The sequence below is a fragment of the Sorangium sp. So ce1036 genome (assembly GCF_051369805.1).
GTDB lineage: Bacteria > Myxococcota_A > Polyangia > Polyangiales > Polyangiaceae > Sorangium > Sorangium cellulosum_F.
On the sequence record NZ_JBBMOX010000002.1, the window covers coordinates 1,100,328 to 1,122,556 of the forward strand.

The 22,229-nt window shown below is 72.4% G+C and carries 19 protein-coding genes, 1 tRNA gene and 1 other RNA gene; 10 read left to right on the forward strand and 11 right to left on the reverse strand.

What is annotated here, in order from left to right; genetic code table 11:
* Positions 1 to 36 precede the first annotated feature (36 nt).
* Both WMF31_RS41155 and add read left to right on the forward strand, forming a co-directional pair.
* Complete coding sequence (locus tag WMF31_RS41155) at positions 37 to 1,356, forward strand: vitamin K epoxide reductase family protein (protein ID WP_436607346.1); 1,320 nt, start codon at positions 37 to 39, stop codon at positions 1,354 to 1,356.
* A gap of 117 nt (positions 1,357 to 1,473) precedes the next feature.
* Positions 1,474 to 2,637: an adenosine deaminase gene (gene add, locus WMF31_RS41160; RefSeq protein WP_436607347.1), complete on the forward strand. Its 1,164-nt coding sequence runs from the start codon at positions 1,474 to 1,476 to the stop codon at positions 2,635 to 2,637.
* A gap of 56 nt (positions 2,638 to 2,693) precedes the next feature.
* Here add and nadE read toward each other — a convergent pair whose 3' ends face one another.
* A complete protein-coding gene (nadE, locus tag WMF31_RS41165; protein ID WP_436607348.1) occupies positions 2,694 to 4,613 on the reverse strand; it encodes an NAD(+) synthase in 1,920 nt (639 codons plus the stop codon).
* Between the two features lie 11 nt (positions 4,614 to 4,624).
* A complete protein-coding gene (locus WMF31_RS41170; protein ID WP_436607349.1) occupies positions 4,625 to 5,593 on the reverse strand; it encodes a hypothetical protein in 969 nt (322 codons plus the stop codon).
* A 149-nt stretch (positions 5,594 to 5,742) separates the two neighbouring features.
* Between WMF31_RS41170 and WMF31_RS41175 the strand changes: the two genes are divergently transcribed.
* From WMF31_RS41175 to WMF31_RS41185, 3 genes are all read left to right on the forward strand, one after another.
* Positions 5,743 to 6,666 carry a Crp/Fnr family transcriptional regulator gene (locus tag WMF31_RS41175; protein ID WP_242515678.1) on the forward strand — a complete coding sequence of 308 codons (924 nt, stop codon included), beginning with the start codon at positions 5,743 to 5,745 and terminating at the stop codon, positions 6,664 to 6,666.
* A gap of 117 nt (positions 6,667 to 6,783) precedes the next feature.
* Positions 6,784 to 6,866, forward strand: a tRNA-Leu gene (locus WMF31_RS41180).
* A gap of 431 nt (positions 6,867 to 7,297) precedes the next feature.
* On the forward strand, positions 7,298 to 7,969 hold the full coding sequence (locus tag WMF31_RS41185) for a DUF721 domain-containing protein (RefSeq protein WP_436607350.1): 672 nt from the start codon (positions 7,298 to 7,300) through the stop codon (positions 7,967 to 7,969).
* Here the strand turns inward: WMF31_RS41185 and WMF31_RS41190 are convergent.
* From WMF31_RS41190 to purD, 4 genes are all read right to left on the reverse strand, one after another.
* Entirely contained in the window at positions 7,860 to 8,708 is an 849-nt protein-coding gene (locus tag WMF31_RS41190) for an FHA domain-containing protein (RefSeq protein ID WP_436607351.1), read from the reverse strand. The two genes, WMF31_RS41185 and WMF31_RS41190, sit on opposite strands and share 110 nt — an antisense overlap.
* Before the next feature lie 3 nt (positions 8,709 to 8,711).
* Positions 8,712 to 9,593: an FHA domain-containing protein gene (locus WMF31_RS41195; RefSeq protein WP_436607352.1), complete on the reverse strand. Its 882-nt coding sequence runs from the start codon at positions 9,591 to 9,593 to the stop codon at positions 8,712 to 8,714.
* A 170-nt stretch (positions 9,594 to 9,763) separates the two neighbouring features.
* Complete coding sequence (locus WMF31_RS41200; protein ID WP_436607353.1) at positions 9,764 to 10,213, reverse strand: hypothetical protein; 450 nt, start codon at positions 10,211 to 10,213, stop codon at positions 9,764 to 9,766.
* A 17-nt stretch (positions 10,214 to 10,230) separates the two neighbouring features.
* Positions 10,231 to 11,568 (reverse strand): phosphoribosylamine--glycine ligase, encoded by a 1,338-nt coding sequence (gene purD / locus WMF31_RS41205; RefSeq protein WP_436607354.1) that lies wholly within the window; start codon positions 11,566 to 11,568, stop codon positions 10,231 to 10,233.
* Between the two features lie 249 nt (positions 11,569 to 11,817).
* Here purD and WMF31_RS41210 point away from each other — a divergent pair, with 249 nt between their 5' ends.
* Positions 11,818 to 12,258, forward strand: a complete 441-nt coding sequence (locus WMF31_RS41210) for a deoxycytidylate deaminase (protein WP_129355946.1) — start codon at positions 11,818 to 11,820, stop codon at positions 12,256 to 12,258.
* Between the two features lie 48 nt (positions 12,259 to 12,306).
* Here the strand turns inward: WMF31_RS41210 and ffs are convergent.
* An RNA gene (gene ffs / locus WMF31_RS41215) (signal recognition particle sRNA small type) lies at positions 12,307 to 12,396 on the reverse strand.
* Between the two features lie 231 nt (positions 12,397 to 12,627).
* On the opposite strand from ffs, the gene WMF31_RS41220 reads away from it, so the two are divergent.
* Complete coding sequence (locus tag WMF31_RS41220; protein ID WP_436607355.1) at positions 12,628 to 13,416, forward strand: hypothetical protein; 789 nt, start codon at positions 12,628 to 12,630, stop codon at positions 13,414 to 13,416.
* A 155-nt stretch (positions 13,417 to 13,571) separates the two neighbouring features.
* Here WMF31_RS41220 and WMF31_RS41225 read toward each other — a convergent pair whose 3' ends face one another.
* Positions 13,572 to 14,495, reverse strand: coding sequence for an acyl-CoA thioesterase (locus WMF31_RS41225; RefSeq protein ID WP_436607356.1), 924 nt, complete (start codon positions 14,493 to 14,495; stop codon positions 13,572 to 13,574).
* A gap of 120 nt (positions 14,496 to 14,615) precedes the next feature.
* On the opposite strand from WMF31_RS41225, the gene def reads away from it, so the two are divergent.
* Positions 14,616 to 15,191, forward strand: coding sequence for a peptide deformylase (gene def, locus WMF31_RS41230; RefSeq protein ID WP_436607357.1), 576 nt, complete (start codon positions 14,616 to 14,618; stop codon positions 15,189 to 15,191).
* 99 nt (positions 15,192 to 15,290) lie between these two features.
* Here def and WMF31_RS41235 read toward each other — a convergent pair whose 3' ends face one another.
* The 3 genes from WMF31_RS41235 to dnaK form a co-directional block, all read right to left on the reverse strand.
* The gene (locus tag WMF31_RS41235; RefSeq protein ID WP_436607358.1) at positions 15,291 to 15,713 is read right to left on the reverse strand and encodes a TraR/DksA family transcriptional regulator; all 423 of its coding nucleotides are present in this window, start codon (positions 15,711 to 15,713) and stop codon (positions 15,291 to 15,293) included.
* 232 nt (positions 15,714 to 15,945) lie between these two features.
* Positions 15,946 to 17,964, reverse strand: coding sequence for a hypothetical protein (locus tag WMF31_RS41240; protein WP_436607359.1), 2,019 nt, complete (start codon positions 17,962 to 17,964; stop codon positions 15,946 to 15,948).
* Between the two features lie 161 nt (positions 17,965 to 18,125).
* On the reverse strand, positions 18,126 to 20,039 hold the full coding sequence (gene dnaK, locus WMF31_RS41245; RefSeq protein ID WP_436607360.1) for a molecular chaperone DnaK: 1,914 nt from the start codon (positions 20,037 to 20,039) through the stop codon (positions 18,126 to 18,128).
* Positions 20,040 to 20,567: 528 nt separating this feature from the next.
* Here dnaK and rpmE point away from each other — a divergent pair.
* On the forward strand, positions 20,568 to 20,774 hold the full coding sequence (rpmE, locus tag WMF31_RS41250; RefSeq protein WP_129355960.1) for a 50S ribosomal protein L31: 207 nt from the start codon (positions 20,568 to 20,570) through the stop codon (positions 20,772 to 20,774).
* Positions 20,775 to 21,086: 312 nt separating this feature from the next.
* Positions 21,087 to 22,211, forward strand: coding sequence for a DUF1385 domain-containing protein (locus tag WMF31_RS41255; protein ID WP_436607361.1), 1,125 nt, complete (start codon positions 21,087 to 21,089; stop codon positions 22,209 to 22,211).
* Positions 22,212 to 22,229 lie beyond the last annotated feature (18 nt).

The following is a 22,229-nucleotide window of genomic DNA, read 5'->3' on the forward strand; positions in this document are numbered from 1 at the left end:
GTATGCCTCGAGCCCAACCACGAGCCACCGGGACCGATGCTGCTGAACTCGATCGCCCTGCTCCTCGCGCTGGTGCTCCTCTTCGTCCTCGCCGGCCGAGGCGCCGTCTTCGCCGTACGTCCGGGCAGCGATCGACAGGCTGGGCGTGCCCGGTTCCTCGTCACGCTCTTCCGGCTCGCGCTCTTCCTCGCCATCGCGGCGAGCGCGGTGCTCATCGTCGAGTACCAGAACGCGGGCGACCCTGCCTTCTGCGGCGTCACCTCGGGCTGCTTCGCCGTCAGGGTATCGCCGTACAGCCGGCTCCTCGGCGTCCCGCTGCCGAACCTCGGGCTCGCCGCGTACACGACGCTCCTCGCCGGCTCGCTGCTCGCGCGGGAGCGCTGGCACCACGCGGCGCTCGCGGCCGCCTCGGCCGCCGGCGGGCTCGCCGCCCTGGTCCTGCTCGGCCTGCAGGTCTTCGCGATCGGCGCGCTCTGCGCGTGGTGCGTCGCGGTCGACCTCGCCGCCCTCGCCGCGGCCGTCGCCGCGGCGCTCCTCGCGCGGCAGGCGCGACGCACGCCGCGCGAGGCCTTCGATCGCGCCGCGCAGGGCGGCCCCGTGAGCACCGCCGCGTGGGGCGCCGCCGCGGCGGCCGCCATCGGCCTGCCGTTCCTCTGGGGGAATCACCCGGTCATCCCGCCGCTCCCGGCGGAGATCGCGGCGATGCAGGCGCCGGGCAAGATCACGGTCGTCGCCTTCACCGACTTCGAGTGCCCGTTCTGCCGCAGGCTCCACCCCGAGATGAGCAAGATGGAGGAGCCCTACGGCGAGCGGCTGCGCCACGTGCGCAAGATGGTGCCGCTCCCCGGCCACCCCGGCGCGCTCCCCGCCGCGCAGGCCTACGTCTGTACGCCCGAGGAGAAGCGCGAGCAGGCCGCCGCGCTCCTCTACAGCGCGTCGCCGCGCAGGCTGACCGAGGAGGGCGTGGTCTCCGTCCTGCGCCCGCTCGGCCTCTCGCCCGCCGAGCTCTCGGCGTGCATGTCCTCGCCCGCGACGAGGGCGGCGATCGACGCCGACATGGCGCTCTATGCGCGGATGGAGGCGCGCGGGCTCCCGCTGACCTACGTCGGGCGGCGCGTGGTCCTGGGGTACAACCCCGAGCGGCTCCGCGAGGCGCTGCGCCGCGAGGCGGCCGGAGAGCAGCTCGGCCTGCCGCTCGCGTGGCTCTTCGTCGCCCTCTTCGGGGTGTCCGCCGTCGCGGTGGCCGTGAGCAGCGGGGAGCTCCTGCGTCGCTCGCAGCCCTCGTCGCCCTCGCCCGGCTCCCCGCCCTCGTCGCCCTCGCCCGGCTCGTCGCCCGCGTCGTCCGCGCGGACGTGACCACACCGTCGCCCACGTCGGCGAGGGCGGGCGCGGGGGTCGGGGCGGGATCGGACGCGGGGTGCTCCGCGCCCGCCGCCGCCTTCCGCGGCCGGTCGCCGGGTGACACAATGGTTCATGTCCGATCATCCCGAGCTATCCGGCAAGCTCCCTCTGGAGTTCTTTCGCCAGCTACCCAAGACCGATCTCCACGTTCACCTCGACGGCTCCCTGCGCCTCGAGACGATCATCGATCTCGCCCGGAGCCACCGGGTCGAGCTCCCGGCGTACGAGCCGCCCGAGCTGCGCCGGGTGATGAACCTGGGCCAGAACTGCGGCTCGCTCGTCGAGTACCTCAAGGCGTTCGACATCACGCTGCGCGTCCTGCAGACCGAGGAGGCGCTCTCCCGCGTCGCCTACGAGCTCGCGGAGGACGCCGCGCGCGAGAACGTCCGGTACATGGAGGTCCGCTACTCGCCGATGCTGCACACCCGCCTCGGGCTGCGCCTGACCAGCGTGGTCGAGGCGGTGCTCTCCGGGCTCCGCGCGGCGCACGACGCGCTGGGCATCGAGAGCAACGTCATCCTCTGCGGCATCCGCAACATCTCGCCGGAGTCGTCGCTGGAGATGGCGGAGCTCGCGGTCGCCTACAAGGGCCGCGGCGTCGTCGGGTACGACCTCGCCGGCGCCGAGTACGACCACCCGGCGAAGCACCACAAGGCCGCCTTCCAGCTCGTGCGCCAGAACAACATCAACTGCACCATCCACGCGGGCGAGGCGTACGGCCCCGAGTCGATCGCGCAGGCGCTGCACGTCTGCGGCGCGCACCGCATCGGCCACGGGTGCCGCCTTCGGGAGGACGGCGACCTGCTGCACTACATCAACGATCACCGCATCCCGCTCGAGTGCTGCCCGTCATCGAACGTGCAGACCGGCGCCGTGCGCGACCTCGCCTCGCACCCGCTCAAGCTCTACCAGAGCCTCGGCCTGCGCGTGACGGTCAACACCGACAACCGGCTCGTCACCGACACGACCGTGTCCCAGGAGCTCTGGCACTGCCACACGCGGATGGGGTTCGGGCTGAAGGAGATCAAGTCGATCATCGTGGCGGGCTTCAAGAGCGCCTTCCTGCCGTTCCACATCAAGCAGGCCTACCTCCGCCGCGTCACCGAGGATCTCGAGCGCTTCTCGGCCGACGGATCCATCCGCGCCGCGAGCGCCGCGCCCCCCGCCGTCGAGGGCGTCCCCAGGGACGGAGCGAGGCCGGGCGCGCCCGCGACCGTCGAGAAGGCGGTCAACTGAGCGCCGCGTCGAGCAGGCCCCCCCGCTCGGCCGCCCTTCCACTCAGGCCCTCCTGCTCAGCCGCCCTTCCACTCGGTCCGCTGCACCACCGGGAGCTGCAGCGCCCGCTCGCGGTCGAGGTCGAGCGACCCGAGGTGGATCGCGATCGGCGACTGGACCCACTTGAAGATCGACCGGGAGAACAGCGCGGCGAACTTCTCCGCCCAGGCGCAGAGCGCCGCGGGATCCCTGTCGGGGAACAGGCTGGGGAGCGCCGCCGCCACCTCGTCGGCCGCGAGCTTCTCCGCGCCGTACAGGTAGAGGCACGCGTCGAGGACCTCGAACGGCATGAGCTCGGCCTCGCCCGACTGGTTCTCGGCGAGCTCCGGCCCCGCGGTGGTGGCGAGCGTCTGCTGGATCCCCTTCCAGCCGAAGCGCCGGGAGAGCCGCTCGAGCAGGGCGATGACCACCGTCTTCGGCAGGTTGGCGATCACGCTGAACGCCCCCTCGAGATCGCCGCCCATCGTGGTGTAGCCGAGCGCCTTCTCGCTCATGTTCCCCGTCTGCAGGAACAGCGCGCCGCTCGAGTTCGCCCAGTTCCACATGCGCCCGCCGCGGATGCGCGCCTGCACGTTCTGCCTGGTGAGCTCGGTCAACGAGCGATCGTCGCCGAGCATCGACTGGGCGGCCTCGAGCTCCCGCGGGAACGCGTCCTCGATCGGGATCACCGCGAACGACACCCCGAGATCGGCCGCGATCTGCGCGGCCGCCCGGTGCGTGGCGTCGCTGGAGTAGCGCGAGGGCATGAAGAACGCGTGGAGCGACGCCCCGACCCGCTCCCGCAGCGCCGCGCCCTCGAGCCCCGGGTGGAGGAGCTCCACCGCGCGGTGCGCGACGAGCAGCGTGAGGAGCGAGTCGCGGCCGCCCGAGAGCGCGAGGCCGATGCTCTTGAAGGCGCCGATCTTGCGGTAATAGTCGGCGACGCCGAGGGCGAGCACCTCGTAGAAGTCGTCGAGCAGCTCGTCGCGCGGCGAGGCCGACGGCGGCGCCGCGGCGGGCAGGAACGGCGTCGTGCCCGGCGGCGGGGCAGGGTAGGCGAGGCGCGAGCGGTCCGCCGTCTCGCCGTCGATCCGGAGGGCCTTGACCATCTGCGGGGAGGTGCGGCGGAACTCCTCGAGGTCGCTGCGCCAGGTGCTCGCCTCGCGGCGGCAGCGCGTCGTCCGGTCGAGATCGACCACCGCCGCGGCGAACCCCTCGCGGAACCTCGGCGCCTCCAGCATCGGGCGGCCGTTCTGGTTGATGAGCCCGCCGCCGTCGAAGACGAGCCCGTCGTTGCCGCCGACCAGGTTCGCGTACACGATCGTGCACTGGTTGTCCGACGCGCGGGTCGCGATCATCTCGCGCCGGGTGCCCACCACGCCGGCGCGGAACGGCGACGCCGAGATGTTGCAGACGATCTCCGCGCCCGCGTAGCAGCGGCGCCGCATCGGGCCCTCGGGCGACCAGATGTCCTCGCACACCTCGACGGCGATCGTCCCGAAATCGAAGGTGAAGATGCGGTCGCCGCAGGGCACGCCGCCGGCGTCGAGCTCCATGAACGGCATGCCGCGCGAGAACGTCCGCGCCTCGTAGAAGATGTTGTACGTCGGCAGCTTCTCCTTGGGGGAGAAGGCGATCACCCGGCCCCCGTGGACGACCGCGCCCGCGTTGAACAGGTCGCCCCCCACGCCGACGGTCACGCCGATGACGAACACGGTGCGGAGCGCCGCCGTCTCCTGCGCGAACCGGTGGAGCTCGCGCCGCTGGCTCTCGACGAAGGCCGGCCACTGCACGAGATCCTCGGCCGCGTAGCCGCCGATCGCCTGCTCGGGGAAGACCGCCAGGGTCACGTCCTCGCGCGCCATCGAGCGGGCGAGCGCGATGCACCTGTCGGTGTTCGAGCGGACCGCGCCGACGGTCGAGTTCACGTTGGCGATTCCGATCTTGACGAGTCGCATCGGGCGGCAGCCTAGCGCGGCAACACGGCGCTGAGCAGGCCGAAGAGCTTGTCGAGCTCCCCCGGCGTCACGCGCCGCTTCGCCCTCACCCGGTCCCCCTCGGCGAAGAACCCGATCGGGTCGACGACGCGGAGCTTCACGATGGCGATGCGGACCGTGGTCGCGCGCTCGATCTCCTCGTTGAGGGCGGCCGCGTCGCGGGCGGCCTGCTCCGGGCTCGCGCTCGCGCCGTCGAGCGCGACCACGGCGCCGCCGTCGTCGGCCAGCGTCACGGCGGCCTCGAGCGCGCCGAGGGTGGGCGGCACGCGCGGCGCGCGCGGCGCCCGGAGCGTCCTCGCCGGGTCGATCGCCACGGCGCGCGCGGCCTCGTCGCCCGTCGGGTCGGGGAAGCCCCCGGTGCCGACGAAGCGCCGCGCCTCGCGCGCCTTGGCCTCGGGCAGCACGACGAGGAACGTCGGCTCCACGCTCGCCACCACGCGGGTGTGCCCCCGGATCGTCACGCGCACGGCCGGGACGCCGAGCCCGCTCTCCCGGGCCCCCGGCGGGTCGCTGCGCGAGAGGAGCGTGTCGAGCGCTGCCTGCAGGCGGTCCTCCGGCACGCTGTGCTCCAGGACGACGACCGCCTCGTTCGCCGCGTCCACCCGCGGCGCGGTGACGAAGGCGCGCTCGACGTCCCGCTCCGGATCGAGCCCGGTGCCCGCGAGCACGGGGCCCCACAGATCGAGCGCCGCGAGCCGCGCCATGATGGGGTGGCCCCGGGTCCTGTCGGCGTAGACGAGCACCGAGACCCGCCCCCCCGCGATCGACTGCGCGATCGCGGCGGCGTTGCGCGGCCTCGGGGGAGGCGGCGCCTCGGCGTCGGGCGGCTTGCCCGGCGTGGCGCCGCACGCGACGGCGAGGAGGGCGAGGCCGGCGACGAGGAGCCGCAGCGATGCCCGGCGCGTCGCCGCGAGGGGCCGTGGGCGGACGGGCTGCTTCACCCGGGCGACGTTACCGGCACCCACCGGATCCCGCCAGCGGAGCGGGCCCGTCCGGGGCGCGGCCCGCCCATCCCCCTTCCTCAGGTCGAGACCTGGAGTAGGATGCCCCCTCCGCGGTCCACGCCGAGGCTGTGCGCGCCGCGAGGACCGTGTCTCGCAAGGCCGCGGGCGCGGAGCCCGATCCCACGTTGAACGAGGAGTGTCACCCCATGGCGGTCCGCCCTGCTGATCTGCACGCGATCCCCCTGTTCGAGCGAATCACGGAGGAGCACCTCGACGCGCTGATGAAGGCGTTTCAGCGCCAGGAGGTCCCCTCCGGCCACGTGCTCTTCGAGGCCGGGAGCGCGCCCTCGCACCTGCTCCTCCTGGTCCAGGGTGAGGTCGCGCTGATCGAGGCGGGCGAGACGCGCTTCCGCCTGAGCCCCATCTCGCCCATCGGCGAGCTCGGCGCGCTGACCGGCATCCGGCGGATGACGACCGCGGTGACGACGCAGCCGTCGGAGATCTGGCGCATCGGCATCGCCGAGCTCCGGGACTTCTTCGAGGCGCACGGCGACGTCGCCTATCCGTTCTACAACAACCTGCTCAACGTCGTGGCCGGCAAGATCCGGCGGGACGCGCGGCGCCTCGAGGAGGTCCGCGCGAACCTGATCCGCACGCAGAAGTCGATGAAGCGGCTGCTCGAGCTCGTGCTCGACAGCGAGGAGACCCCGCTGAGCAAGGTCATCTGCTCGACGCTCGAGGATCTGATCGAGAAGAACCGGCGCTCGCACTACCTGGTCGAGCCGGCCCACACGCTGAAGAGCTCGGTCCGCCTCGACAGCGGCGCCCTCGTCCCCGTCACCGAGCTCTCCGACGGCTGGCTGCGCCTCGCCGGCCTGCGCGACGCCGAGAAGGGCGCGTACTGGAGCGGCGTGCTCATCCTGCCGACGCGCGAGATCCCGGTGAGCGGGACCATCGACTCGGTGAGCGAGCAGGGCGCGCTCGTGAAGCTCGATCTCCTGATCGACGAGTACGCCACCGCGCTCCAGGACTACCTGACGCGCCTGCAGATGCTGGATTTCGTGGTCTGACGCCCTCGCGGCATCCCGGGCGCGGCCGCCGTGATCGCGGCCTCGCTGCGTCGCCCATTGCCAGGGTCGTGCCCGGTGATCTACCGTTCGATCGGTTCACTGACATCGCAACGCCGAGCCGAAGTGGCGGAATGGCAGACGCGGCGGATTCAAAATCCGCTGTCCTCACGGGCTTGTGGGTTCGAGTCCCACCTTCGGTACCGCTGACGAATCCCTGGACGGAGGTCGTCCAGGTGGAGCTCGCCCCTTGCAGGCGAGGGTGGTGCGGCCCTTTGGGGGCTCACCGGAGGGGCTGAAGTGCAGGCGAGCGACAAAAGGGGCTCGCCGGAACGCAAGCCCCGGAGGTGAGCCCCCAAAGGGCCGCGCCAGCCAGGCGAGCGCGCTTGCACATGCGGCCAGTCCTCCGCGGTTGAGCGGGCTGCGCGGGCGGGTTGCTGTCCTGCCTCGGGCGGCGCGCGGTCGTCCGCGACGCTGGGCGCGCGTGGGCGGCGCGCTCCGCCGAAACCACACGCCGCAAGGCCTGCTACGCTCGGCGTCCATGTCGCGTCGGAGCGGAGCCGTCGAGCGCCTGGGCGCGTTGATCCAGCGGAATACGTCGCTGGCGGCGCCGGCTGAGGTGGAGACCTCGCCGATGCCGTTTCGCGAGTGGGAGGCGGCCGTGGGGTCACGCATCGCGGCGCGCGCCAGGCCGCTCAAGCTGGAGCGCGGCGTGCTCCACGTCCAGGCGGCGAGCTCGACCTGGGCGCAGGAGCTCTCGATGCTCGGCGACGTGATCCTCGCGCAGCTCCGGTCGCGCGGCCTCCCGGTGCAGTCGCTCCGGTTCCGCGTCGGCAAGGTGGCGCCGGTCGCGCGGCCCCCCTGGCGCGAGGAGGTGCGCCCCGCGCCGCGGGAGGCGCCGCTCCCGCCCGAGGTCCGGCGAGAGCTCGGCAAGGTCGTCGATCCCGACCTGCGCGACGCGATCGCGAAGGCCGCCGCGCGCAACCTCGGCTGGCAGGAGGCGGAGGCGAGCGCGCTTCCCCGCGACCCGTCGCCGTCGGGAGCGCGCGCGATGCGATCCGCCGCCGCGGCGCCCGCCTCGCCGGACGCCGCCGTGCGCGTGGCGCCCCCCACCGCCGCCTCGCCGGACGCCGCCGTGCGCGTGGCGCGACCCGCCGCCGCGGCGCCCGCCTCGCCGGGCGACGAGGCCTCGGACGCTACTTCGCTGCGACGAGCCGCTCGAGACCCTCGATCCGTTGCATCAGGAACCGCTCGGTCGGACCGAACGAGGGCGCCATCCGGCGCAGGTCGTCGAGGTAGGTCCTGAGCGGCTGGATATCGAGCGACTTGACGCGCCGGACCACGGTGTAGAGCTCGTCGACGACGGGCCCGGGCAGCGGGCGCCGCGCGATCGTGAACAGCTCGAACGCGTAGTTGACCCAGCTCCCCTTGGTCGTGGCGCCCGCGAGGCGCGCCGCGTAGCGGGCGGCGAGCTCCGCGGCCGGCATCTCCAGCGGGACGTTCGTCCGCGCGCGGCTCAGGATGTCGATCAGCACGGTCTGCAGGATGCGCTCGGCCTCCTCGCTCCGGCCCATCGCGAGCGCCTTGTCGGCGAGGCTCGCGAGCAGGCGCAGCGACTGGAAGCCCTTGGAGCCGCCGTCGCCCGTCGGGCTCGTGAGCTCGGTCGGGTCGTCCGACATCTTGCGCATCTCGGTCAGCGCCATCGCGCCGAGCGTCGCCGTCGCGCGCCGGAACTCGACCCCGTACGCGTCGTGGGGCCGCGACTCCTCCCCGCCGTAGAGCAGCATCTCCTGGCTGCCGATGACGATCCGGTCGCCGTCGTTCAGCTCGCGCTGGCCGCTGATGCGCGACCCGTTGACGTACACGCCGTTCCGGCTCTCGAGATCGAGCACCGAGACGCCGTCGGCGCGCACCTGCAGGCTCGCGTGGCGCCGCGACACCAGCGGATCGTCGAGCGAGAGCTGGCAGTCGCCGCTCCGGCCAATCACGAAGGGCCCTTCGGGGAGCTCGAAGTCGTGCGCCAAATACCGGAGGCGGAAAGGCATGGTCTATTTCAGTGCGCCGAGGCGCTCGAGCCCTTCGATGCGCTGGAGGATGAACTTCTCCGCCGGGGTACGCTCTCCTGCTCGTTCGCGGAGCCGCTTCGCGTAGCCACGGAGGACGGACATGTCGACGGCCTTCACCTTGCGCAGGACACTATACAGCTCATCGACGAGGTAGGCGGGGAGCAGGAGCTCGAGCCGGGTGTTGAGCTCGAAAATATAGTTGATCCAGGAGCCGCGCCCGGTGGCCGCGGCGAGGCGGGCCGCGTAGGTGCTCGCCTTCTCGACCAGCTCGGGCTGCACGGCGCCGACGCCCCCCTCCCGGGCCTTCGTGAGGATGTCGCTGAGCGAGCGCTGGAGGATGCGCTCCGCCTCGTCGACGCGCCCCAGGGCGAGCGCCTTGTCGGCGACGCTGCCGATGAGGCTCAGCGCGTGGACGCGCTTGTCGGGGTGCTGCGGGATGAGCCCCGGCAGCGACCGTCGCGAGGCGATGGCCGTCGCGCCGTCGTCCTCGCCCGCGGGCATCTCGCTCATGTCGACGGTGCGCGCGTTCTGCGCCTGCCGCATCCAGAGCGGCGCGCTCCGCGGCGAGTGCGCCGAGCTCGGCTCGATCGCCCCGAGCAGGAACATCTCCTGTCCCCCGATCGCGATCTTGTCGCCGTCGGACAGGATGTGGCGCCCCGAGATCCGGGCCCCGTTGATGAGCACGCCGTTGCGGCTGCCGAGATCCTCGATCGCGACGCCGCTCTCACTGACGGTCAGCAGCGCGTGCCGGCGCGACACCAGCGGGTCGTCGAGCGACAGCTGGCAGTCGGCGCTCCGTCCGATGAAGAACTCGCCGAGCGGCACCTCGAGATCGTGGGCGAGGTAGCGCAATCGGATGCCCATGATCGAGCCATACCAACAGCCCAAGAGGCCGTCAAAAGTCAGCTTCTGGCCCGCGTAGCATTGGTTTGCAAGCCCACAAGAACCGTCCTGGAGCGGGGACGGAGACGTCCGTTGTCCTCTCACAGTATCGCACTGGCGGGACGTCCGTCCGGCATGTCTGGACGGGGGGCTCAGGGGTGGCGCGAGAGGACCCGGAGCAGCGTGAGGATGAGCCGCGGGTGCGCGACGAGGCCGTAGATCTTGAGGTCGCCGCGTGCCACGAGGCGCGTGAGCTCGCGCAGGGGGCCGCTCTGGCGGCGGTGCAAGAGCCCCAGCATCGGGAACCGCAGCCAGCGGTGAAACGCGACCTCCGGGAGGCGGAACAGTACGTCCTCGTCGCCGCAGAACGTGACGGACGGGATGCCGATGGCGCCGTCGTGGATCGTGAGGCGCCCGTGATCGAAGCGCATCGTCATCGACGTGCCGGAGTCCTGCGCGACCACGAGCACGGAGCCGCGCAGCGTCCGGAAATCGGACACGCGCCTCGCGTCGCGCGCGAGGTGCTCCCGGATGAGCCGGCCGAAGTGGGCGGCGAGCGGGTTCTCCTCTGCGCCCGGGGCAAGGTCGATGATGGGCTGCATGGGCTCGCGCTCCGCCTTCAAACGGCCGCGCGCGTCGCGTCGACCCCGATGTCGCGGCGGAGCACCTTGCCGTCGAAGTCGATGGCGTCGGCCGCGCGGAACGCGCGCTCCCGCGCCTCCGCGAGCGAGCCGCCCGCGGCCGTGACCGCGAGCACGCGGCCGCCCGCCGTCACGATCGCGCCGTCCCGCTCGGCCGTGCCCGCGTGGTTCACGAACGCGCCCTCGACGGCGGCCGCGGCGTCGAGGCCGCGGATGACGTCGCCGGTCACGGGCGCCGCCGGGTAGCCGCGGGCCGCGAGGACGACGGTGAGCGCGTGGCGGCCGGGGGCGACGCGCGCCGCCCCGGGATCCAGCGCGCCCGCCGCGACCGACGCGCAGAGCTCGGCGACGTCGCCCTCGAGGAGCTCCATGAGCGCCTCGCACTCCGGGTCGCCGAAGCGGACGTTGTGCTCGAGCAGGATGGGGTCGCCCTCCGGCGTGATCATCAGGCCCGCGAACAGCACCCCGCGGAAGGGCCGCCCCTCCGCGCGCATGCCGTCGATCGTCGGCCGGAGGATCTCGCGCTCGACGCGCGCGGCCAGGGCGGGGGTGACGCGGGGGCTCGGCGCGAACGCGCCCATGCCGCCCGTGTTCGGCCCGGTGTCGCCCTCGCCGACCCGCTTGTGATCGCGCGCCGCCGGCAGGACGAAGATCGCCTGGCCGTCGCTGATGGCGTGCAGGCTGGCCTCCTCGCCCCGGATCGCGTCCTCGAGGATCACGGCCGCGCCGGCGTCGCCGAAGCGGCGCTCGACGAGCATGTCCTTCGCGGCCGCGAGCGCCTCGTCGACGGCCGTCGCGACGACGACGCCCTTGCCGGCGCAGAGCCCGTCGGCCTTCACGACGATGGGCGCGCCGCGCTCGCGGATGACGCGCGCCGCCTCGTCGAAGGAGCGCGCGATCGTGAACGGCGCGGTCGGGATCCCGTGGCGGGCCGCGAACTCCTTCAGGAACGCCTTCGACCCCTCGAGGCGCGCCGCCTCACGGCTCGGCCCGAAGACGGCCACGCCCGCGGCGGCGAGCGCGTCGGCGACGCCCGCGCAGAGCGGCGCCTCGGGCCCGACGACGACCAGGTCGACGCGCTCGCGGACGGCGAGGCGGGTCGCCTCCTCGGGCGAGAGCGAGGCCAGCGCGGCGCGGCGGATCGGGGCGCGGCCGGCGCCGCCCGCCGCGTGGGTCCCGGCGTTCCCGGGCGCCACGATCACCTCGGCGACCGAGGGCGATCGCGCGAGCGCGCGCGCGAGGGCGTGCTCGCGCCCGCCCGAGCCGAGCACGAGGATGCGGCGGTCTGATCGACGGATGTTCGCGGTGGAGCTCACCCCCGCGCGCTACCACGCGGCGCCCCTCGCTGTCGAGGCGCCTCGCGCGGTCTCCGGCCGGCGGGGGCTCCGCGGCGCCCGACATCGTGATAGAAGCGCGCCGAGGAGCGCGCGGCGCGGCTCAGCCGGGGTCGGGGCGCGCGTCGCCGGGCCGTCTCGTGAGGGGAATCTCGTGACGGGATCGGAGGGCGGCTCCTTGTGCATTCTGGAGGGGACGACGAACGCGGATCCCCGCCGTGGAGACGAGCGATGACTCACCGGGCTTCGTGGGACGAATACTTCATGCGCATCGCCGAGGTCGTCGCGTCGCGGGCGACCTGCGATCGGAAGCACGTCGGCGCGGTGATCGTGCGCGACAAGAGCATCCTCGCGACCGGGTACAACGGCTCGATCCGCGGGCTGCCTCACTGCGACGAGGAGGGGCACCTGATCGAGGACGGCCACTGCGTGCGCACGATCCACGCCGAGGCCAACGCCATCATCCAGGCCGCGCGGAACGGGGTGCGGATCGACGGCGCGACGATCTACGCCACGGCCTCGCCCTGCTGGGGCTGCTTCAAGATGATCGCCAACGCGGGGCTCTCGCGGATCGTCTTCGGCGAGTTCTACCGGGACGAGCGCATCTTCCGGTTCGCCACGGAGCTCGGGATCGAGCTCGCCCCGCTGGCGCGGCGCGAGCCGCCCGCCTGAGGCGTCACGCGGCGGGGGTGGGCGCAGCGCGCTGATGCGACCACAAAAAATAAGTGGGCCCGCCACACTCGCTTTCCGCTACCGTTGCTCCCTTCCGGGCCTGGCGGGGTTCACGGCGCGCTGTCGGCGGACCCATGAGGTCCCAGGCGCTCACGCCTGACGGGGACACTTCGTAGTCGAACCTCGGTTCCTTGTCGAGCCCCATGGCGCTCGCGGCGCGCTTCTGTCAGGCCATCAGGGTTCAGCGCCGCCGGGGCGCGGCGTCCGGCGGGCCGGGCCCCTCGTGGTTTCTCCTGGGGCGCTCGGGTCGAAGCGGCGGGGCGCCCGGGACTTGCCTCGTACGGGAAGCCCCGTACGCTTGGAGATGTCGTGGATCCGTTCGATTCCGAGGACGAGGGGCGGGGCAGCCGGCTCATCCCGGCGCTCCTCTTCATAGGCACGGCGGCGCTGGCGGCCGCTGCGCTCCGGTTCGCCTGGCAGCAGCCGGCGGTCATGGCGGTGGTGCTCGGCGGTGTCCTCGCGTTCGCGGCGGGCCGCTGGCTCGCTCGCCGCAAGCTGCGCAGGCTGCTCCGCTCGGGCGACGTGCGGTCGGTGCTGCAGCGCTGGTCGCCGACGCTGCACCGCATCCCGCACCCGGCCACGATGGCCCCGCTCATGACGGCCACGGCGTTCGCGGCGTATGGCTGGGTCGAGAAGGCGCGCGCGGCCATGGCCGCCGCCGAGCGCGGGCCTGCGTGGGACGCGGCGCTCGAGCACCGGCTCTTCCTCGACACGCTCCTCTACACCTTCGAGGGCGATCGCGACGCGGCGCTCGAGCAGGCGGGGCGCCTGCAGCGCCTCCCCCTCCCGGACGTCAGCGCTGCCTTCCGCGATCGCGTGGTCACGCTGCGCGCCGCCGCCGGCGCGCTCGCTCGCGCCTTCGCCCACAAGAGCGTCCCGGGCGATCGCGCGCTGCTGGAGCGCGCGAGCGAGGCCAGCCCGCTCGTGTTCTGGGCGATGCGTTACGCCGCGGCCGTGGTGGCCATCGACGAGGGCGAGCTCGCCCGGGTCGAGGAGCTCCTCGCCAACGCGCCGCCGTGGCCGCAGGAGTCCACCTTCCGCGCCTTCCACGACGAGATCGCCGACCGCGCGGGCCTCGCCCGCCCGCTGGGCGCCTGACGCTCCGGAGCTCCCGATCCGCGCGCGGAGGCCGGCTTGGCCGGCGTTTCCGCGCTGCGCGCCCGGCCGGCGTTTCCGCGCTGCGCGCCCGGCCGGCGTTTCCGCGCTGCGCGCCCGGCCGGCGTTTCCGCGCTGCGCGCCCGTGTGGAGGCCGCTCAGCCCTCGAACAGCGTGCGGATGTAGCAGCAAGCGCGCGCCTCCGGGGCTGCGTCGGCCGGGCCTTCCGGCGGCTCCGGCACGAACGCGCCGAGCGCGCCGGGCGCGCCGCCGATCGTGAACGCGCGCAGCACGATCCTCACGCGCATGCCCGCGAAGCACGGCTTGCGGTAGGCGACCTCCACGCGGCGGGCGAGCAGCGCCGTGCTGCGCCCGTGCGCGGCGAAGCGCCGGAGCGCCGCCTCCGCGAAGATCCGCGGGTACACGAGCGAGTTCACGTGCTGGTTTGCGTCCGTGTGATCGAGGCCGAACGCCACGGTGATCGGATCCAGGGTCGGCTCGGGGTCGAGCGGCTGCGCGCCCTCCGGCAGGCCCATCAGCGACTCCGGTGAGCGCCAGGGGTAGCGTTCCGGCGGCACGGCCGGCAGATCCGGCGACTCGAAGCGCAGCACCTTGCGCTCCCCCGGCGCCGCGAACGGCCGCGTGAAGACGTGCTCCGCGAACACGCGACCCGCCGGGAGCGGCTCGCCGGCGCCGGGCGGCGGGGGGCCATAGGTCCGGCTGCGGCGCGCCGTGGCCGAGAGCCACATGGCCAGGATCAGCCGGTTCACGTCGGAGGCGGCGTCCTCGGTGTGCGCGAGCTGGTAGAGGCCGCGCACATGGAGCGGCTCTCGCGCCGCGATCGGCCCCTCGCCGCCCTCGATGACGAGGCGCGTGAGGATCGGGATGATCCCGTGGGAGCCCATGAGCGCCGCGATGGGGCTCCCCTGGATGAGCTTGCTCCAGATCGCGGGCCCGAGGCCGTGCGGGAGCGCGTCCAGCATCACGTGGCCGGTCTGGCTCACGTCTTCGAAGCGGAGGTGCATGACGGCCGTCGCCTGCTGCTGCTCGGGGACACGCGGCGCATCGGGGAAGTGATCCATGCGCCCTCTCCATAGCCGACGCAGCCGCTCGCCGCATGATCGGGCCGACGCGGGCAGGCAGAGCGGCGAATCCCGGGGTCACAGGCGTCCGGCGGCGTGGCCGTATGGTACGATGGCCGCGTGACGCTCCTGAAGATCGCCCACATCGGCAACCCCGTCCTCAGGCAGCGCGCGCGCGAGGTCACGCCGGAGGAGCTCTCCTCCCCCGTCATGCAGGCGTTCATCGACGATCTGGTGGAGACGATGCGCGACGCGAACGGCGCGGGCATCGCCGCCCCGCAGGTCCACGTGCCGGTGCGCATCTTCGCGGTCGAGGTGAAGGACAACCCTCGTTATCCGTACAAGCCCAACATTCCGCTCACGATCGTGGTCAATCCGGTGATCGAGTCGCTCACCGAGGAGACGTTCGAGAACTACGAAGGGTGCCTGAGCGTCCCGAACCTGAGGGGCGTCGTCGATCGCCACGCCGAGATCCGGCTGACCGGCCTGGATCGCGACGGGCGGCCGATCGATCGCGTCCTGCGCGGGCTCTCGGCGGGCACCTTCCAGCACGAGAAGGACCACGTGGACGGTGTGCTCTTCGTCGATCGCGTGAGGGATCCGCGGACGCTCTGCACGTGGGCGGAGTTCGACCGCTATCACAAGCAGGCGTTCGTCGAGCGCATCGTCCCGTTCATCCAGCGGATGGGCGGCTGAACGGCCTCGCCGCAGCGCTCGCTCGACCCATGGACCGGAGCGCTCGGGACGAGCCCGAGCGCTCCGCTGGAGGCGCGCCTCCTCAGGGCGGCGTGGGCGTCACGAGCCGCCGCCGGTCCGCTCCTCGCGCTCGATCTGTTCCTGGTAGGCGACGCTGTAGCGCGCCCACGGACGCAGCTTGAGGCGGCGATACCCGATGGGCTCGCCGGTGCCCTCGCACATCCCGTAGGTCCCTTCCTTCATCTTGGCCAGCGCGCGATCGATCTCGGCGAGCACCCGGACATCGCGCTCCAGGAGCTTCGAGGTCAGCGAGGTTGCGCCCTCGGCGTTGGCCTCGTCCATCTCGTCGCCCACCTCGCGAGAGATGTCGCGCTCCGCGTGCTGCCGCTCGTCGATCATGGCGACGAGGCTCGCCCGGCGCTCCTCGAGGGCCTGCCTGAGCTCGGCGAGCTGCTCCGGCGTCAGCTCGGGCAGCTCGGCGTCCGGTTCGACCGCCGGGCGGCGAACGGGCGACTTCGGCATGGGTGCCGTCGTGGCGCTCCCGGATGCCTCTGGCCGCGCCGGGCTCGTTCCGTTGCGGCTCGCACCTTCACGATTGGTCATTGCTTCCTCTCATCTTTACGGGCAGGCGGGCAATTCGCGTACCGAGCGTGGACGTGGGCGGGCGGCGCACGGGCGATGTCCGGCGGCCGGAGGCGATGCCGAGCGCGAGCGGTCGCGCTCGGCTCCTCCCTGGATCGGGCGCGTGGCGCGCTCAGGGCTTGGTGACGCCGGCCATCTGGAGCCCTGCCACGAGGAGCGCGCCGATGTCCTCGAGCACGGGCTTCGACAGGGTGAACGAGAGCTCGACGCGCGGCGAACCGCCGCCCCGGGCCTGCGTCGTGAGGAACATCAGCCCTTCGCCCTTGTGGGGCAGCTTTGCCAGCGCCTCGCCGAACTGCCTCGCCTCCGGAGGCAGCACGCCCGGGCTCGCGCCGGCGTCCGACAGCGTCGAGAGCATCGTCTGGACGCTGCGGGTGACCGGGGCGAGCGTCATGAAGCCAGCGTAGGGGAATTTCCCGGTCTTCAGCGCCTCGAGCCCCGGGCGCGACGCGAGCGTCTCGGCCTCCGGCGCGCCCGCCTTCACGATGGCGAGCCGCCTCAGGAGATCGCGCTTGTCGTGACCGAACGCGATCCACGTCGCCTTGTCCTCGCCCATGACCAGGACATGCAGCGTGGCGGTCACGGGCTTGGCCTTGGGGGCCGACCCCGACACCACGCCGGCGTCGAGGTCCGGGAGACCCTTGATCTGGACCTCGACCGCGAGCGACCCTTTCCCGAGCTCCTTCGGCGCTGGCACCGTCCTGACGGTCGGCAGCTCCTTCGGGTCGATGTCGATGTCCCGGAGCCGCGCGCGCAGGCCGGTCGTGTTGTAGGCCGTGACGGCGTTCTTCAGGTACTTGACGATCGCATCGGGCGCCGCTTCGATGCCGATCAGGTTCCAGCCGACCAGCCCGCCCATCAGGCTGTTGACGAGCTCGTCCGGCGTCGCTTTCCCGGCCTTCGCGCCGGCCGGCGGCGCCTCGGGGTAGCCGTGGGCGGACACGCTGGGGGTCGCCTGGCTCAGCGGCAGCGAGAGGACGCTGGCGAGCGCCTTGCGATCGGCCGGCTTGCCGATCTTCTCCTTCTCCATCCACCCTTCGAGCATCGCGCGCAGCGTCTTCAGCATGCCCTCGTACTGCGCGGGGTTGCTGCCGTGGTCGAAGAACGCGCCGTGGCTGTCCTTGGGTACGCGCCAGTAGAGCGCCGGCGCGGGCCCGGCGCGTTTCGCGCTGTCGGCGATCGTCCCCGCGAGCCACGACGACTGGCCTCGGAGCTCGAGGCCCGCCGTGAGGCTCACGCAGGCCTGGTCGTCGGCCCGGAGGTCGATGTCCGCCTTGCTGGCGTCGTTGATCAGCGCCTCGAGCTCTCCCTGGACGGCGGTGGCCGCGTCGGTGAGCGCCCGGTCGAACCCGGGGTGGTCGATGGAGAGCTGGCTCTGCGCGAGGATCGGCAGGCCCCGGAGCTGCTGCTTCGCCATGTCGCCGTACTTCGCGCTGAGCGGGACGAAGCGGAGCTCGCCGTGGAGGTCGCGCGCCTCGCTCGCGAGCGTCGGCAGCGTGCGCGCGAGGTAGGGCCCGAGGGTCAAGACGTCCCGGTCTCGGTCGCCGCAGAGGAGCCGCGCCGGCGTCGAGCCCGCGGACGCGGCGAGGAAGCAGCTCGACTTCGACGGCTCCTTGCCGCCGACCTTCCACATGCCGGGCTTCACCTCGGTGAGGGTGGCGCCGGCCTCGAGCGCGCCCCTCGCCCGCTCGAGCGACGCGAGCCCGAGCGACACGGCCGCGACCGGGTTGCCCCGCTTCGAGCTGTCGTCGAGCGCGACGAGCAGGTGCAGCGGCGCATCGAGCGCGACCACCGTGGCGAGCTGGTCCGCGTCGATGGAGGGGCTCACGAGTTCGCTCAGGACGCCCGCGAAGAGGCCCTGCGCGCCCGACTCGGCGAGCGTCGGCGGCAGCCCGGCGCAGGTGGCGACGCTCGAGAGCGTGGCCGAGGGGTTGCTCCAGCGGAGCACGCCCACGATATCGGCGGGCTCGGCGACGGGGGAGAGATCGTAGGCCGGGCCGGCGGGGGCGGGCTGTGCGGGCGCGACCTGGACCTCGCCACCTCCTGTCGGCGCGACAGGCGTGGGGGACGGCCCACACGCGGTGGGACCGGCCAGCAGGACCAGGGTGGCGAGCGGCAGGAGGGTTCGCATGAGCGCCCGTTATACGGCCCCCGGACATCCGAGTCGACGCCCAACGAGCGCGCCGCGGGGGAAGAGGGCGGCTCCGCCGATCTCCTCGGCGTCGCGAGCGACAAACGAAAACGAGCGCGGCCGAAGCCGCGCTCGCTCAAGGTCCGCTCACCTCGCGGCGGTCAGTTCGACTCCTCGAACTCCGCGTCGATGACCGAGTCCTTCCCCTTGCCGCCGGCGGGGGGCGGCTGGCCTCCCGCGGCGCCGGCGGGCGGCGGCGCGCCGTCCTGCGGCGGACCGGCCTTCTCGTACATGACGCTCGCGATCCGGTGCGACTCCTTCTCGAGCTTCTCCAGCGCCGCGGTCACCGCCGCGTCGTCCTGCTTCTCGATGGCCGACCGGCTCTCCGCGATGATCTCGTTCAGCGCGGAGACGTCGCTGTCCGCCAGCTTCTCCTTGTTCTCGCTGATCGTCTTCTCCAGCGTGTAGCAGAGGTTGTCGAGCTTGTTGCGCCGCTCGATCTCCTCGCGCCGCCGCTTGTCCTCGGCCTCGTGCGCCGCCGCCTCCTGGACCATCCGGTTGATCTCGTCCTCCTTGAGGCCGCCGGACGCCGTGATCGTGATGCGCTGGTCCTTGCCGGTGGCCGTGTCCTTGGCGTGCACCGACAGGATGCCGTTCGCGTCGATGTCGAACGTCACCTCGATCTTCGGCACGCCGCGGGGCGCCGGCATGATCCCTTCCAGGTGGAAGCGGCCCAGGGTCCGGTTGTAGCGGGCCTCGGTGCGCTCGCCCTGGAGGACGTGGACCTCGACGCTCGGCTGGCTGTCGGTCGCGGTCGAGAAGATCTCCTTCTTCTGCGTCGGGATCGTGGTGTTCCTCGGGATCATCACCGTCATCACGCCGCCGAGCGTCTCGACGCCGAGCGAGAGCGGCGTGACGTCGAGGAGCACGAGATCCTTCACGTCGCCGGAGAGCACGCCCGCCTGGACCGCGGCGCCGACCGCCACGACCTCGTCCGGGTTCACGCCCTTGTGGGGCTCCTTGCCGAAGAACTTCTTGACCGTCTCCTGCACGAGCGGGATGCGCGTCGAGCCGCCGACGAGGACGACCTCGTCGATCTGCTGCGGCGACTTCTTCGCGTCGGCGAGCGCCTTGCGCGTCGGCTCGAGCGTGCGCTCGATGAGCGGCCGGATCATCTGCTCGAGCTTCGCCCGGGTGAGCTGCTTCTGGAGGTGCTTCGGCCCCGAGGCGTCCGCGGTCAAGAACGGCAGGTTGATCGTCGTCTCCTGCACGTTCGACAGCTCGATCTTGGCCTGCTCGGCGGCGTCCTTGAGCCGCTGCACGACCATCTTGTCGTTCGAGACGTCGATGCCGGTGTCCTTCTTGAACTCGGCCGCGAGCCAGTCCATCACGAGGTGGTCGACGTCGTCGCCGCCGAGGTGCGTGTCGCCGTTGGTCGAGATGACCTGCACGACGTTGTCGCCGACCTCGAGGATCGAGATGTCGAACGTGCCGCCGCCGAAGTCGTAGACCGCGATGACCTGCTCGTTCTTCTTGTCGAGCCCGTACGCGAGCGCGGCCGCCGTGGGCTCGTTGACGATGCGCTTCACGTCGAGCCCGGCGATGCGGCCGGCGTCCTTGGTGGCCTGCCGCTGCGAGTCGTTGAAGTAAGCGGGGACCGTGATGACGGCCTCGGTCACCTTCTCGCCCAGGTAGTCCTCCGCGGCCTTCTTGAGCTTCTGGAGGACCTTCGCCGAGATCTCGGGCGGCGACATCTGCTTGCCGCGCACCTCGATCGAGGCGTCGCCGTTCTTGCCCTTGCTGACCTTGTACGGGACGCGCTTCGTCTCCTCCTGCACCTCCTCGAGGCGACGCCCCATGAAGCGCTTGGCCGAGTAGATGGTGTTGGTGGGGTTCGTGACCGCCTGGCGCTTGGCGATCTGCCCGACGAGCACCTCGCCCTTGTCGTCCCAGGCCACGACGGACGGCGTGAGGCGCGAGCCCTCTTCGTTCACGATGACCTTGGGTTCCTTCCCCTCCATCACCGCGACGACGCTGTTGGTCGTGCCGAGATCGATGCCGATGATCTTGCCCATGACGTGAACCCTCCGAGAAGTGTGTGCGCGACGGCGTGGTAACCGCGGGGGGCGAGAAGACCCGACCGGTCAGCAGGGGCCGGCTGACAGCTGCCGAGAGCCCCTGCTCCAGAGCCGTCAAATCTGCTGGGAATTCGGATACTTTCGCCGGTTTTCGCGAGCTCGCTGGCTCGCGACCGCGAAACTAACCATGTGCACCAGAGCGTCAACGCCGGCCCTAGCAATTGTCGTGCGCGCGCCCTCGGGACCTTGACCGAGGCGCCTCCGGGACGCAGAAGCCGCGTCCGCGCACCTCGCCCTCGGCGCCGCGGGGCGGACCTGGGGCGGGCCCCTGCCGGAGAGGCCAGAGGGCCCAGCTTCACGCGGCACCCGCGCCGGCGACTTCACGCGGCGCCCGGCGTGCGGACGGCAGCAGGCGCGGCAGGCGCTGCGAACGACGAGCGTGCGATGCGTCTGGAGAGGGCTTCTTGCGGCCCCGGACAGTCTGAGCTATAGGCGCCCACCCTCGTAACACCCGAAGGACTCACCATGAAGCCCGGCATCCACCCCGAGTACAAGGAAGCAACGATCACCTGCGCGTGCGGCGCCGTCGTCGAGACCCGCTCCACCCGCGGCAGCTTCACGACCGACGTCTGCTCCGCGTGTCACCCGTTCTACACGGGCAAGCACAAGATCATGGATGTCGCCGGCCGCGTCGACCGCTTCCGCAGGAAGTACGCGGCTGCCGGCAAGTAGAGGCCGGGTAGAGGGCGGCCGCGCGCCCCTCCGCCCAGAGACGCATCCCTCCTGATTTCAAGTACGCCCGTCGCGCCGCGCCCGCCCGGGGCGTGGCGGAGGGCTCGGTACGTCCGGAGCCCGTTCGCTGCTCGACGTGAGCGCTCGATCGCAGCGGGGGCTAGCCGTGGCGGGTGGACGCGATGCCGTCCATCGACGGCGCGGATCGGCCGGGCGCGATGCGCCCGCCGGGTTATGCGCTAGATTGGAACGCGTATGAGCGAGCAGCCTGCACGTCCGTATATCGGCGGCCAAGCGGTGATTGAGGGAGTGATGATGCGATCGCCGAGCTCGGTCGCGATCGTTTGCCGACGTCGTTCGGGCGAGCTCATGGTGCGCGAGCAGCCGATGACCGCCGTGTCGAGGGGCCCGCGCACCTGGCCGTTCGTGCGAGGCGTCGCGACGCTGGTGGAGTCGCTGCGCCTCGGATCGCAGGCGCTGCGCTGGTCCGCGGACCTCTACGAGCAGGATCTCTCGGCCGAGGAGGCGGCCTCGGGGAAGGGCCCGGCGTCCAAGCGGCCGGGCTCCGGGCAGGCGAGCGGGGTGAGCCTCTCCGCGCTGGCGCTCAGCATGGCGGCGATCGCGACGCAGGACGCGGAGCCCGCGCTGCCGGCAGGCAGCCCCGCGCCGGGCGGAGACGGTGCCGGCGCGAAGAAGAAGGGCGGCGGCGGGATGGGCCTGCTGCCGATCGCCTTCGCGATCCTGCTCTTCGTGGCGGCTCCCCAGGGCGGGGCCGAGCTGATCAACAAGCTCTTCGGCCTCGGGCTGGAGGTCACGTCGCCGGTGTACCAGGCGATCACCGGCGTGGCGAAGCTCGCCATCGTGGTCGCGTACCTCCTCTTGATCCGCCAGATCGCCGAGGTGCGGCGCGTCTTCCAGTATCACGGGGCGGAGCACAAGGCGATCTCCACCTACGAGGCGCGCGAGCTCCTCGAGGTCGCGAACGCGCGGCGCAAGACCGCGATGCACCCGCGCTGCGGGACGACGTTCCTGGTGATGGTGGCGCTCGTGTCGATCGTGGTGTTCTCGATCGCCGGGGCGTTCCTCGGCTCGCTCTTGCCCAAGCCGCCCGGCGGCCGGCCGGTCGAGTGGCTCACCTTCTTCGTCCTGAAGCTGCCGTTCCTGCCGCTCATCGCCGCGGTGACCTTCGAGATCCAGCGGCTCTTCGCGCGCTATTGCACCACGGGCCCGCTCCGCGTGCTGCTCTGGCCGGGGTTCTTGGTCCAGAAGATCACGACCGCCGAGCCGGATGACGCGCAGCTCGAGGTCGCGCTCGCCTCGCTCCGCGCGACGCTCTGGCGCGAGGAGGCGGTGGCCGCTCCGGCCCAGCCCGATCGGGTGTTCGCGGACTACGCCAAGCTGCTCGCCGACCCCGGCTACGCTGGCGCGCACAGCTAACGCGGGCCGGCGCCGCCG

Coding starts and splice junctions, on each gene's coding strand:
- WMF31_RS41155 (WP_436607346.1), top strand. CDS start 37: ATGCTGCTGAACTCGATCGCCCTGCTCCTCGCGCTGGTGCTCCTCTTC.
- add (WP_436607347.1), top strand. CDS start 1,474: ATGTCCGATCATCCCGAGCTATCCGGCAAGCTCCCTCTGGAGTTCTTT.
- nadE (WP_436607348.1), bottom strand. CDS start 4,613: ATGCGACTCGTCAAGATCGGAATCGCCAACGTGAACTCGACCGTCGGC.
- WMF31_RS41185 (WP_436607350.1), top strand. CDS start 7,298: ATGCCGTTTCGCGAGTGGGAGGCGGCCGTGGGGTCACGCATCGCGGCG.
- WMF31_RS41190 (WP_436607351.1), bottom strand. CDS start 8,708: ATGCCTTTCCGCCTCCGGTATTTGGCGCACGACTTCGAGCTCCCCGAA.
- WMF31_RS41195 (WP_436607352.1), bottom strand. CDS start 9,593: ATGGGCATCCGATTGCGCTACCTCGCCCACGATCTCGAGGTGCCGCTC.
- WMF31_RS41200 (WP_436607353.1), bottom strand. CDS start 10,213: ATGCAGCCCATCATCGACCTTGCCCCGGGCGCAGAGGAGAACCCGCTC.
- WMF31_RS41210 (WP_129355946.1), top strand. CDS start 11,818: ATGACTCACCGGGCTTCGTGGGACGAATACTTCATGCGCATCGCCGAG.
- WMF31_RS41225 (WP_436607356.1), bottom strand. CDS start 14,495: ATGGATCACTTCCCCGATGCGCCGCGTGTCCCCGAGCAGCAGCAGGCG.
- WMF31_RS41235 (WP_436607358.1), bottom strand. CDS start 15,713: ATGCCGAAGTCGCCCGTTCGCCGCCCGGCGGTCGAACCGGACGCCGAG.
- WMF31_RS41240 (WP_436607359.1), bottom strand. CDS start 17,964: ATGCGAACCCTCCTGCCGCTCGCCACCCTGGTCCTGCTGGCCGGTCCC.
- dnaK (WP_436607360.1), bottom strand. CDS start 20,039: ATGGGCAAGATCATCGGCATCGATCTCGGCACGACCAACAGCGTCGTC.
- rpmE (WP_129355960.1), top strand. CDS start 20,568: ATGAAGCCCGGCATCCACCCCGAGTACAAGGAAGCAACGATCACCTGC.
- WMF31_RS41255 (WP_436607361.1), top strand. CDS start 21,087: ATGATGCGATCGCCGAGCTCGGTCGCGATCGTTTGCCGACGTCGTTCG.